This window comes from Paracoccus sp. SCSIO 75233, assembly GCF_027912675.1.
Lineage (GTDB): Bacteria > Pseudomonadota > Alphaproteobacteria > Rhodobacterales > Rhodobacteraceae > Paracoccus.
Map to the genome: position 1 here is coordinate 22,196 of NZ_CP115758.1, position 12,076 is coordinate 34,271.

Below are 12,076 nucleotides of genomic sequence, written 5' to 3' on the forward strand. Positions count from 1 at the left end.
ACCGCCGACTCCAAGCGACCACGATCGGCGACTGTCAACGATGCAGACCTGGTTCAATAGCGTCGACAATTTCCAGCGCGGTGCCATTTCGCCCAACCAGTCTTCGATCATCTGGCGATCCACTGCAGGGTGCCGGAGCGCAACATCTTCGAAGCTGCGAAGGAACCAGCGATACGTGGGTCTGCTTCCCGGCCGGAACTGCGACTTCTCCAGAAAGGCGTCGATGATGGTGCGATCGGGATCGTGCCAGGCGCTCATGACAGCACCTCCGATCCGGGCACGTCGAGCGCTACCGCCCGCAAATCTTCGGTGGCAAGTTTGAGATAGGTGTTGGTGGACTCGGTTGATCGGTGCCCGAGCACGTCGCCGATGATCTTTTGCGGAACCGACGCCCGCAGCAGTTCAACCGCACGCGCGTGGCGGAAGATATGCGGTCCACGTTTTCCCACCGGGGTGACGCCCGCTGCCGCCAGACGTCTTTTGACCATGCCGTGCAAGTTCGTCATCCGGGTATAGGGTGCAAGAGAGCGGATGAAGATTTCCCGGCATTCGACCTGCGGGCGCCCGGCACGCAGATAGTCAAGCAGCGCATCGCCGACCGGCGTCAGAAGCGGCATGGTGGAACAGGCATTGGTTTTGGTGTGCCGGATCCGCAGCGAATCCGCGCGCCAGTCGATGTCGTCGAGCCGGAGATTGCAGATCTCGCCTTGCCGCAACCCGTAGGTGGCAAGCATCAGCAAAATGGCATGGTCGCGCAGGCCCCTCGGCGACCTGTCTCTGCCGGTGGCCTCCAGAACCAGATCGATCTGGCTGCGGCTCAGGATCGAGGGAACATCCTCGTAGGCATAGAGCATGGGGCCGATGACCTGTGGGCTCAGATCGGTCGGAACCCGCCCCGACTGATGGAGATAGCGTAGCAGCGAACGGAGCCATGCGGCAGAACCCGAGAGCGATATCCGGCGCAGACCGATGGCGCGCATGTCCATGTAGTGATCGATATCGCGCACGGCCATTGCCGAGAGATCGTCGGCGCCGCTGCGGCAGAAGTACCAATCCAGAAAGCGCCGCGCCTCCCGTGAGCGCGCGTCGATCGTCGCATCTGACAGACCGCGTTCGTCACGCATCCAGTTCCCGTAATCATGGCAAATGGCGTGCCGGAGCATCGCACCCGATTCGATTTCTGTTTCAGGCGGCCACGTGCCTTGGGCGAGGCGGAGCAACCTGCCGATCGCTGTTTGCGGCAGCCTGTGCCAGCGTGAGCTGGGCGGACGACCGTAGCGATCCTGAAAGCAAAGGACTGCGTGGCGGAAATACTGATCGACCTGCGCTGGCGTCACCATCGTCACCGGCATGCCACGCTCAGCCAGGTAGTCCAGGAACCGGCGGGCGTAGAGCCGATGGTTGGTCACGACCACCGGATTGTAGTTCTGCTCCATGAGCGATTTCGCAAGCTCTTCGATCAGCTCGTCGTGCAATTTCAACATGAATGTCTCCTCAGACGGTTGGAAAGCCGCCGAGGTTTGCAATCAAAATAATGCGCAGCAAAGCCCGCGCTGATATCCAGAAGCCAAGGAAAACAAAAATGAATCCCGGACACCTTCGCATTATCGCGTCCTCGCGATTACGGACCATCCATCACAATCTCGAGGCGGCGTTGACCGCGACCGGGGTCAATGATGTCTCCGGTCAGACCAACGCGTCGGCCGCCAAGGCCTCGGCCAAATCCCGGTTCGAGAGCACCAAGCAGCGGTTCTTTAACCACCTGCTGATGGGCATGAAGGCCCGGACCGTCATCCGTGCCATTGAAAATGATTTGGCCGAGGGATTTGCCTGCGTGATCCAGGTGGTCTCCACGGGCGAGAGCTTGTTGAAGCGTCGGCTTGAAGCGATGGACCCCGAAGACGAGCTGGTCGAGGGCGCGTTGACGCCTCGGGATTACGTTTTATCCCAAGCTCGGGATAAGACGTAATATGCCGCGTCACCGTTATGCGGAGTTCTGGATTTCAAGTTGTTGTTCTGGTGATTCATTTTCGGGTTTCCGCTTTGGATAATCATGATGCCTCTGCTCTCAATCGCAGAAGGACATCCCCCATGAACTCCCCCTCGAACTCTCAACGCCGTGCGCGCGATGGCGCCGACAACGTCGCTTTGGTCGCCGCGTACCACGCCGACAATCCCGGGCTTTCCCCGGGCGCGTTGAGCGCTGCCCGTCACTTTCTGAAGTGGGCGCAGGCGCGGAAAGTCCCTGTCCGTGACCTCGACGCGTCGGCTATTGGCAGGTTTCTTCGACACCGCTGCCGCTGCGGTCGCTACAGCCCCAATCAATTGCGAAGCCCGATGTACGCCACCTATACCCGGCGGTTTCTTCGATATCTCGAAGAGACCGGCATGATTGCGATTCCTAGTGACACGGCGCGGTTCGGCGCGCATTTGGAGGCATTTGGGAAGAAGCTCGACATCGCAGGCTACAGCAAGGTGTCATGCACAACACTGCTCAGCCACGCCAGCCACTTTGCCGAATGGGTCCTCCAGCAGCGAGTCCCGGTGACGGCAATCGGTGACGGAACCATCGATCAGTTTGCGCGGCACGAATGCCGATGCGGGGAGATGACCAAGCATGGCGACAGGGTTGTCCGTCGTCAGAACATTTGGCGCAGATTGGGGCGTAGACTAGCGGAGAGCGGGCCTCGTCTGGGATTTGATGTTAGGCTGTGAGCTTGCGGTGCTGCAAGCGCCGATATTCGATGGTTTTTCGTTTGATCCTTTCGCGCTGTTTGATGATGGCCTGTGCCCTGCCGAAGTAGACATCGGCAGGCGTCACGTTGGCCAGGCTCTCGTGGTAACGCTGGTTGTTGTAGTGCTCGACGAAGGCCTCGATCTGGGACTCGAGGTCGCCGGGCAGGAAGTAGTTCTCCAACAGGATGCGGTTCTTCAGGGTCTGGTGCCAGCGCTCGATCTTGCCCTGGGTCTGCGGGTGGCACGGCGCGCCGCGCACATGGCTCATCTTGTTGGACTCGATGTATTCGGCCAGCTCGCCCGCGATGTAGCTGGGGCCATTGTCCGATAGCAGCCTGGGTTTGTGTAGAACGGTGGCGCTGTCGCAGCCCGAGGCGGCGAGCGCGAGGTCCAGCGTGTCGGTCACGTCCTCGGCCCGCATGTTGGTGCATAGCTTCCAGGCGATGATGTAGCGCGAGAAGTCGTCAAGCACCGTCGAGAGGTACATCCAGCCCCACCCGATGATCTTGAAGTAGGTGAAGTCGGTCTGCCACATCTCATTCGGCCGCGTGGTCTTGGTGTGGAACTGATCGGCCGCCTTGATTACCGTATAGGCTGGGCTGGTGATCAGGTCATGGGCCTTGAGCAACCGGTAGACCGTGGCTTCCGACACGAAGTAGTGTTTCTCGTCGGTGAAGCGCACGGCCAGTTCGCGTGGGCTGAGGTCGGTCGCCTCCAACGCCATCTCGACGATCTGGTCCTGGATGTCCTCGCCAATGCGGTTCCACACCCGGTTCGGTGCCGAAGGGCGATCCTCCAGCGCTTCCGGCCCACCTTCCCGGTAGCGGTCATACCAGCGGTAGAAGGTCCGGCGGGCAATGCCGAGCTGGTCCAGCGTCCGCCTGGCCGGCAGGTGCGACTGCTCGACGATACGGATGATCTCCAGCTTCTCGGATGCGGGATACCTCATTCGTCGTCGCCCCCATCCGCGATCATGCTTTTTTTAAGCAAGCGGTTTTCCAGCGTCAGGTCCGCCACGCACTCCTTCAGCGCACGGGCTTCGCGGCGCAAGTCCTGCACGTCACCGGAGGTCGCCGCACGGGCGGTGTCCCCGGCCAGGCGGCGTTTGCCGGCTTCCATGAACTCCTTGGACCAGCTGTAGTACAGACTCTGCGCGATGCCCTCTTTGCGGCACAACTCGGCGATACTGTCGTCACCGCGAAGACCTTCAAGCACGATGCGGATCTTGTCTTCGGCCGAGAAGTGGCGGCGGGTCTGACGCCGGATGTCCTTGACCACCCGATCTGCAGGGGGCTTGGTCGGCGATTTTGAATTGGAGGATTTGGGCTTCATCTTCGTTCCTTCGTCACTACGACGAAGCCCAAATCCTCCTTAAATCACAACCTCAAATCTGTGCCATAGCCGCTGACGGGGGACAGGTGCTGGCGTCTCACTACAAAAACCGCAAGCGAGGTGCCCGTGCGCTTGTTCGACACCTGATTGACGAAGGCCTGATCCCGCCCGAAGCACCTGGCCGCGCCTCTGCAAAAGACCCACGTCTGACCGGCTTTGAGGAGTGGTTACGCCGCGAGCGCGGGGTGACGTCCGAGACCGTACGGCGCTATTTGAACGAAGCTGGTCGCTGGCTGGATCGCCTTGGTGCAACACCAAAAGATTACAATGCGGCGGCCATCCGTTCGATCGTCTTGGACCAGGGCGAAGAACGGTCCCGGTCATCCGTGCGCATGACGGTCACCGTGCTGCGCGCCTATCTACGCTTTACAATCCTCCAGGGTGCATGCGCCCCGTCGCTGCTCCATGCTGTGCCCCCGGCAGTTCGACGCAAACTATCGACCCTCCCGCGCACGATCCCCACGGCGAAGATCGAAGAGATCATTGCTTCTTGTCGTGCCGATAGAACTGTCGAGATCCGCGACCGCGCTATATTGCTCCTCCTCGCTCGGCTGGCCCTGCGTGCGGGAGACATCTGGCAGTTGCGGCTGGCCGATATCGACTGGCGTGCGAGCCGGTTACGATTGCACGGAAAGGGCAGACGTGGCGTGATGATGCCTTTGCCGCAGGATGCCGGTGATGCACTGCTGTCCTATATCGAGGATGCGCGTCCTGTTGTCGCCACAGACCGGGTCTTTCTCCGAACCCAGGCTCCTTTCACCCCGTTGCGATCCTCTGCCGAGATCGCGGGGATCATCGCCCGTATCCTGAACCGTGGAGGTTTTACTGGTTTGCCCACCGGTTCCCATGTTTTTCGCCATTCGCTGGCATCCGCTTGGTTGCGGGGAGGTGCGGATCTTGACCAGATCGGTGTCGCTCTGCGCCACAACTCGCGTGACACCACCGCGATCTATGCCAAGGTCGACATCGAGATGTTGGCAGACGTGGCGCAACCATGGCCGGGGTACGTGTCATGATACATCACCACGTTGATCGCTTCGTCCAATTCAATCGAGCTCTTGGAAAGAAGTTCACTGCGCAGGAGGTATCCTTGCGCGCCTTCGCGGATTTTGCCGCGGAACGATCCATCACGCATCTGACAGTAGCACTGATCCTCGAATGGGCCGGCGGAGCCGCAACGCCGGACGCCGCGCAGGCCCGATTCGATCGCGCCCGCGCACTGGCGGTGTTCCTGCATGCGGAGGATGCGCAGCACGAGATGCCGGCGATAGGGCTTCTGGGTCGATCACGGCGGAGGCGGCCCGCTCCGCATATTCTGACGCGAGATCAGATCAGTCGGATCATGCAGGAAGCGCTTCTGGTGCCCGGCTTGTCGCCAATCAGCCCGCTGACGTACCATAACCTGTTCGGGCTGCTCGCTTCGACGGGCTTGCGGATTTCCGAGGCACTGTCCCTGCAATGCGACGATCTTTCGGCGGAGGGCCTCATGGTCCGGAGCGGCAAATTTGGTAAGAGTCGTCTCGTGCCAATACATACTTCGACACGTGCCGCGTTGGAACGATATCTCGAAGCCCGCGCGGCCGTGCGTAACGCGAACGACGATCTCTTCGTTCTTGGTCATGGTCATGCCCCGACAAAAACACGGGCCCATGTGGTCTTCGTTCGGATCGTCCGGCAGCTTGGGTACCGCAATCCGACAGGGCCCGGACCCCGGCTGCATGATCTGCGCCACACCTTCGCCGTGCGATCCCTGGAGTCCTGCGGGCACAACCCGCAGGCAGTGTTGCGGCACATGAAGGCTCTGAGCACCTATCTCGGACATGCCGATATCGCCAACACCTACTGGTACCTTGAGGCTACGCCGGTTCTTCTGAAGATGATTGCGGCGACCGCCGAGGAGACCTGGATCGGAGGTGCGGCATGACACCGCTCGCCCCCAACCTTTCAGCCTTCCTGCAAACCCATCTTCCCGATGAATGCGGCGCAAGCCGACATACCATCGCGGCCTATGCCCGTGCTTTCACCCTCTTGCTGCGGTTTGTCGCCGGGCGGCTCCGGCGAACCCCATCGGAACTTTTCATCGAAGACCTCGACATTCAGACGATCAGGGCATTCCTCGAACACATCGAAGAAGGACGTGCCAATTCCGTCCGGTCCCGCAATGCGCGACTGGCGGCGATCAAATCGTTTTTCCGTTTCGTCGAACATCGCCATCCGGCCTGCCTTGAACAGGCGATGATGATCCGGGCCATGCCGACCAAGCGAACAGACGCCAAGTTGATCGATTATCTTACCAAGGAAGAAGTCCGCGCCTTGCTTGCCGCGCCAAACTGCCACACTCAGGGCGGATTGCGGGACCGCGCCATGCTGCATCTAGCCTATGCAGCGGGGTTGAGGGCATCCGAATTACTCGCGGTGCGGATGGACGATTTTCCCGACCGGTCGTTTTCCAGCGTGCGGATATTGGGCAAAGGGCGGCGCGAGCGTGTGCTGCCGCTCTGGAAGGAGACCCAAAACGCCATTCGCGCATGGCTGGCTATCCGGCCCGGTCAAGTCGGCCCGGAACTGTTTCTGAACCGCGACGGGCGACGAATGACGCGGGACGGATTTGCGTACCGGCTGAGGCAGCATGTGGCGACGTCCGCACGCTCGACACCGTCGATTGCCGCAAAACATGTGACCCCGCATGTGCTGCGGCACAGCTGCGCGATGCATACTCTGCAGGCCACCGGTGATATCCGCAAGGTCGCGCTCTGGCTTGGCCATGCCAGCATCCAGACGACCGAGATGTATCTGCGTGCGGACCCGACCGAGAAGCTCGCGCTTCTCGAGGCGCATCACGCACCGCTGATTAAGCCCGGCAAGTTCCGCGAGCCTTCGGACAAGCTGATGCAGATCCTGGCCGTCGCTGCGCAACGTTCCTGAACGCTCAGGCAATAAATGGCGTCCCGCTTTCTGCGGGGCGCTATTCCATGACATAGCCGAGAGCCCGGTAACCTGTTCGTCGCTTCGCCGCCATCCTGGCGAGAACCGGGACGGAACTGTCGACATAGTCGACCACCAGCACGTCTTTCTTGTCGTCATGCCGCCGGTGCAATCTGCCGACATACTGCGCCAGCGTGCCCTTCCAGGCGATCGGCATTGTCAGGAACAGGGTGTCGAGCCGCGCATCATCGAAGCCCTCGCCGATATACCGCCCTGTCGCGAGGATCAGCCGTTCTTCATCATCGGCAACGCTCAACGCCGCATGCGCCGCCTTCCGGTCTTTTGCCGACATGCCGCCCCGAAGAACGACGATATTCCTGGCGAACCTGGAGAACCGCTGCTGGAGATAGTCGAGATGGTCCTTCCGTTCGGTCAGAACAATCGGCGAGCGCTTGGCCTCCAGCGATTTCAGCACGTCATCGAAGATCAGATCATTTCGGGCCTCATTCTCCGCCAGGGCCGCATAGATTGCAGGCATGGACGGGCGCTCGGCCATGGCGAGTGCCTCCGGCAATCGGAATCTCGTGTGACGTTCCCGCACCCGATGGCGAAGGCCACTTTCTGCGGCCTGCGATTTGGCACTCACGTGATGACGCACTGGGCCACATTGCATGAAGATGATCGGGTGATGCCCGTCCTTGCGGGCGACAGTCGCCGACAATCCGGTGACATACCGCGCCTTCGATCTGCGCGCGACGAGTTCGAAGCTTGAAGCGGACAGGTGATGGCATTCATCGACGACAAGATGGCCGTAATCGGCAACCACGTCGTCAACTTCACCCTTGCGAACGAGGCTCTGGATTAGTGCCACGTCGATCACACCGGTAGGTTTGCGTTTTCCGGCGCCGATGGTGCCGATCAGCTTGGGATCGATCTGCAAAAACGAGCCAAGCCGTTCGACCCATTGGCTCAGCAATTCCCGACGATGAACCAGAACCAGCGTGTTGCGGGCGCGATGCGCGATCAGCGCCGAGGCCACGACCGTCTTGCCGAAGGCGGTGGTGGCTGCCAGCACGCCGGTATCGTGTTCGGCCAATGCATCAAACGCCCGCGACTGCTGCTGGCGGAGATCACCGCGGAACCGCACAGTCTCCGGTATTGCGGTGCCTTCCTCACGCAAATCCTCCAGGCCGACCTTCGCACCGTGATCGGAGAGGAACCCGGCCACCTCGTCAAAGCAGCCACGCGGCAACGCGACGTGCCGGGGATGCAATTCGGCGCAGGACACGATGCGCGGCTTTCCGAATGTCGGCAGCCGCATCGCTTGTGCCCGGTAAAATTCGGGATTCTGGAACGCGGCCAAACGCACCAGTTGGGCAATCATGGCCGATGGAAGGCCGGACCGGTCGATGTAAATCTGATCAGCAACTGTCACCTTGATGGTCAGCGGGATGGGCACTTCCAGCCGACGCGGCGGGCTGCGGCGTGACGGAGGCATTTTCCACGGTTCATCTGCCTGCTCGTCTTCTACCGGCATGCGCACACCCAGCATTCGCCCGGAAAGCTCCGCCGCTTCAACCAATTCTGTCAGCGCAGCCATCGTCAATCTCGGCAAGGAAGACAAATAGGCCCACTGATCATCATATGGCCGCATTTCCGCATCGACAAAGACGCTGTTGCCCACCTTGCGCGCGGTGTTCTGAAGCGGCAGCGCGATCAGGTTGCCAAAGCCGCCAAGTGGCATGGTGTCCTGGTTCGGAAACAGCCGGTCATAGGAGGCGAAGCCGATCTCTGGCCGCCTTTCCATCGTTTCCGTGATCAGGACCGATCCGAGTTGGCGCGCGAGACGGGCCGAGACCGGTTCGGAGAAGAAGATCCAGACGTGGCCTCCGTTGCCCGACCTCGAACGTTCCAGCGCTGCGGGCACACCTTTCACCCGGCAGGTTTCGAGCAGCGCATTGGCGTCTTCAGCCCAGGACGCCTTGTCAAAATCTGCCGCCAGGAACCAGCATGTATCGCCGGGCAGCAACGGATAGACGCCGGCGACAAAATCCCCGCCCCGACCATCGTCGCCGCGCAGGTGTTTTTCTATGGCGCTTTCGTTCGGCGGGATGAACTTCTGATGGGGGCATTCGCCGCATTTGACCTTCGGCTTGCCGCAGATCCCTTTCACCCATTCGTTGGCGCAGGCGGGCGAATACCCTGAGCGACCAGTCTTTCTGTTTTCCCATCGCACTGGGAACACGTCAGGCCGACCGGCAAACAGCCGTCGGAACAGCTTGACCTTGTCGAGCGATGGCGATGAATTAGTGACAGGGGCGTTCTCGAATGAGGATTGTCTTACTGCTGGCACGTGCTCTGCAGCGAGACGAGCCTCTAGCGCTGCAACGTCGCATTGAAGCTGCGCTCGTTCGACATCCAGATCAGCCAGACGGGCTCGAACCCGCGCCAACTCCGCCTCAATGTTGCTTCTGTCCGCCACCTGCGATTTCCACCCAGACCTTTCCGCCCCGTCCAGCATAAAGCGCGAAAGCGACAGGCGTAAGCAGATCCGGCCGCTCTTCGGCCGGACCGCCGAGCGGAGAGTTCGAGGGGGAGTTCATGGGGGATGTCCTTCTGCGATTGAGAGCAGAGGCATCATGATTATCCAAAGCGGAAACCCGAAAATGAATCACCAGAACAACAACTTGAAATCCAGAACTCCGCATAACGGTGACGCGGCATATTATGTGCTTTCCTATCTCGAACAGGCCTTCCCGATCCATGCCCAGAAGCTCGTGGAAATCGACGGGAATGTCGTGGCCGAACCGCTCCGGGATGCGAATGGCGCCCTGGTCGTCTCGCGCGAGGCGCTGGCCTTGCGCGATGCTGCCATGATGGAACTGATGGCCCTGGCGCCGATCCCCGCCGCGCTCGACCAGATCCTCTGGGCCTTCGGGGATGAGGTCGTGGCCGAGGTGACCGGGCGCTCCGTCCGTCCGCTGAAATCCAGCGACGGTGCCCTCTTCATCGAGAAGCGGTCCGCCAGCAGCAATTCCGCGGAAACCCGCGCCTTTATGGATGGCGAGAAGGACATCCTGATCTTCTCCGATGCCGGCGGAACCGGCCGGTCCTATCACGCCGCTCAGACGGCGAAGAACCAGAAGCGGCGGCGGCACTATCTGCTCGAACCCGGCTGGCGGGCCGATGCCGCGATCCAGGGGCTCGGGCGCACGCATCGCTCCGCCCAGGTCAGCGCGCCCTTCTTCCGGGTCTGCACCTCGGACGTGCATGGCGAGAAACGCTTCACCTCCACCATCGCCCGGCGGCTCGATCAGCTGGGGGCGCTCACCAAGGGGCAGCGCGAGACCGGCTCGCAGGGCATGTTCCGGGAGGAGGACAATCTCGAAAGCCCGATCGCCCGGGGCGCGCTCCGGGGTTATTACGCCGATCTCGCCGCCGGGCGTGCCGGGGCGATGAGCTATGAGCAGTTTACGGATTGGACCGCGCTCCGGCTGATCGATCAGGACGGAGTGCTGCTCGAAGAGCTTCCGCCAATCCAGCGCTTCCTCAACCGGGTGCTGGCCCTGCCGATCCACATGCAGAACGCGCTCTTTGCCGAGTTCATGACCCGGATTGCCGACCAGACCGAGCGGGCGCGGGCCGCAGGCACGCTCGATCTCGGCGTCGAAACGTTGCGTGGCGAGAAGATCGAACAGGTCTCGGGGGAGGATCTCTGGACCTGTCCGCGTTCCGGCGCGGTGACGCGGATCATCGGGCTCGAAGTGACCGACCCCGTCCATGTCCTCCCGGCCGAAGAGGCTTTGGACCGGAACCCCGACAAGCTGCCGATGATCAACCGCGCTTCCGGACGCGCGGCGCTGATCTCGTCGCGTCCGATGCAGATGTATGACGAGGAGATCGTCACGCTCATGCGCAAGGTCACGCGGCCGAGCGGGTCGAATTATGTCGAAGAAGGGAGGTTCGCCAACTCTGCCTGGGAGGAGATCAAGCCGCCGGAGTTCCTGCGCCTCTGGGACGAGGAGGCCGACAGCCTCCCCAAAACCACCACGACGAAGCTCTATCTGCTGACGGGGCTGCTGCTGCCGATCTGGAAGGACATCCCGTCAGGCAATGAGCGCATCTACCGAGTCACGCCCGAGGGGCGGGGGAGCATGATCGGCCGGACCGTCAGCGAGGACGGCGCCGCGGCCTTGCGTGCGCGGTTCATGGTCGGCACACCGAAAACCTCGCAGGACATGCTGACGGCCGCGCTCGGATCCACCGCGCCGGTCGATCTGGGCCGGGGTCTCACGCTCACCCGCCGCCGCGTCGCGGGCGCGGCCCGCCTCGAGATCGACGGGGCCGATAAGGGTGCCATCGAGGGTCTGAAGGCGGTCGGGTGTTTCACCGAGATCATCGCCTTCCAGCTTCGGGTCTTCGTGCCGCACGGGGAGGGCGTCGATACCGTCGCCATCCTCGCTCGGATCGTGGGGGAAGGGTCTCCAACCGCGGCGGAGCGAGCCGCCTGAAAGGGAAAGTGGGCCTTGGGTCGAGGGAACGCGGAAGGGTGCTTTGCCCCGTCGCGTTCCGCCGCCGTGGCGTGTCTCCAGACCCCTCGGCGCCTTCCCCAATCCCAGACAAGAGGACAAAACCCATGACCAACTCCGAGACCACTTTCGCCGAGACGATGGCAAAATGGCATGCCGACCGCGAAGCCGCCAACAAGGCCACCCGAAACGAGCTGCTCCCGCAATTGCGAGGCTTCGGCATCACCGAGGTCACCGCCGAATACGAAGGCTACGGCGATTCCGGCAATATCGAAGACGTAACGGTGCAGCCCGCAGGCATTGCGCTCCCTGACGAACTCTCCACGAAGCTCGGCGACTTCGCCTGGTCCGTCGCCTATCACCAGCATCCGGGGTTCGAGAACAACGAGGGCGGCTATGGCACGCTGACCTGGGATGTCACCGCCGACAGCATCGCGCTGGATCATGCCGACCGATATGTCGAGTGCTCCCACAGCCGTGACGAGGGTCTCTGA

10 protein-coding genes and 2 pseudogenes are annotated in these 12,076 nt (G+C 61.7%); 7 read left to right on the forward strand and 5 right to left on the reverse strand.

The window, feature by feature from the left end; all coding sequences use genetic code 11:
* Nucleotides 1-33 precede the first annotated feature (33 nt).
* Both PAF12_RS15950 and PAF12_RS15955 read right to left on the reverse strand, forming a co-directional pair.
* Nucleotides 34-258 (reverse strand): annotated as a pseudogene (locus tag PAF12_RS15950) (integrase); the annotation flags it as partial.
* Entirely contained in the window at nt 255-1,484 is a 1,230-nt protein-coding gene (locus PAF12_RS15955) for a site-specific integrase (RefSeq protein WP_088626526.1), read from the reverse strand. The pseudogene PAF12_RS15950 and the gene PAF12_RS15955, both read right to left, overlap by 4 nt.
* A gap of 50 nt (nt 1,485-1,534) precedes the next feature.
* Between PAF12_RS15955 and PAF12_RS15960 the strand changes: the two genes are divergently transcribed.
* Nucleotides 1,535-1,969, forward strand: a complete 435-nt coding sequence (locus tag PAF12_RS15960) for a hypothetical protein (protein ID WP_271109750.1) — start codon at nt 1,535-1,537, stop codon at nt 1,967-1,969.
* A 122-nt stretch (nt 1,970-2,091) separates the two neighbouring features.
* Nucleotides 2,092-2,715: a hypothetical protein gene (locus PAF12_RS15965; protein WP_271109751.1), complete on the forward strand. Its 624-nt coding sequence runs from the start codon at nt 2,092-2,094 to the stop codon at nt 2,713-2,715.
* Here PAF12_RS15965 and PAF12_RS15970 read toward each other — a convergent pair.
* Nucleotides 2,705-4,068, reverse strand: a protein-coding gene (locus tag PAF12_RS15970; RefSeq protein WP_271106531.1) for an IS3 family transposase whose coding sequence is annotated in 2 segments (ribosomal slippage) — nt 2,705-3,718 and nt 3,721-4,068 — 1,362 coding nt in all. Because the reading frame shifts where the segments join, the coding sequence is not laid out codon by codon here. The genes PAF12_RS15965 and PAF12_RS15970 overlap by 11 nt on opposite strands.
* A gap of 86 nt (nt 4,069-4,154) precedes the next feature.
* Between PAF12_RS15970 and PAF12_RS15975 the strand changes: the two genes are divergently transcribed.
* From PAF12_RS15975 to PAF12_RS15985, 3 genes are read left to right on the forward strand one after another with little or no spacing between them, the layout of a single operon-like run.
* Nucleotides 4,155-5,144, forward strand: coding sequence for a tyrosine-type recombinase/integrase (locus PAF12_RS15975; RefSeq protein WP_271109752.1), 990 nt, complete (start codon nt 4,155-4,157; stop codon nt 5,142-5,144).
* Nucleotides 5,141-6,052 (forward strand): tyrosine-type recombinase/integrase, encoded by a 912-nt coding sequence (locus PAF12_RS15980; RefSeq protein ID WP_271109753.1) that lies wholly within the window; start codon nt 5,141-5,143, stop codon nt 6,050-6,052. The genes PAF12_RS15975 and PAF12_RS15980 overlap by 4 nt, the downstream gene beginning before the upstream one ends.
* Nucleotides 6,049-7,053 (forward strand): tyrosine-type recombinase/integrase, encoded by a 1,005-nt coding sequence (locus PAF12_RS15985; RefSeq protein ID WP_271109754.1) that lies wholly within the window; start codon nt 6,049-6,051, stop codon nt 7,051-7,053. Before PAF12_RS15980 ends, PAF12_RS15985 begins: the two co-directional genes overlap by 4 nt.
* Before the next feature lie 40 nt (nt 7,054-7,093).
* Here PAF12_RS15985 and PAF12_RS15990 read toward each other — a convergent pair whose 3' ends face one another.
* Both PAF12_RS15990 and PAF12_RS15995 read right to left on the reverse strand, forming a co-directional pair.
* Nucleotides 7,094-9,535, reverse strand: a complete 2,442-nt coding sequence (locus PAF12_RS15990; RefSeq protein ID WP_271109755.1) for a DEAD/DEAH box helicase family protein — start codon at nt 9,533-9,535, stop codon at nt 7,094-7,096.
* Nucleotides 9,513-9,656 carry a hypothetical protein gene (locus PAF12_RS15995; RefSeq protein ID WP_271109756.1) on the reverse strand — a complete coding sequence of 48 codons (144 nt, stop codon included), beginning with the start codon at nt 9,654-9,656 and terminating at the stop codon, nt 9,513-9,515. Before PAF12_RS15995 ends, PAF12_RS15990 begins: the two co-directional genes overlap by 23 nt.
* A 123-nt stretch (nt 9,657-9,779) precedes the next feature.
* On the opposite strand from PAF12_RS15995, the pseudogene PAF12_RS16000 reads away from it, so the two are divergent.
* Together PAF12_RS16000 and PAF12_RS16005 are read left to right on the forward strand one after the other, a co-directional pair.
* Nucleotides 9,780-11,564, forward strand: a pseudogene (locus PAF12_RS16000) (strawberry notch C-terminal domain-containing protein); the annotation flags it as partial.
* 125 nt (nt 11,565-11,689) lie between these two features.
* On the forward strand, nt 11,690-12,076 hold the full coding sequence (locus PAF12_RS16005) for a DUF6878 family protein (RefSeq protein WP_088653022.1): 387 nt from the start codon (nt 11,690-11,692) through the stop codon (nt 12,074-12,076).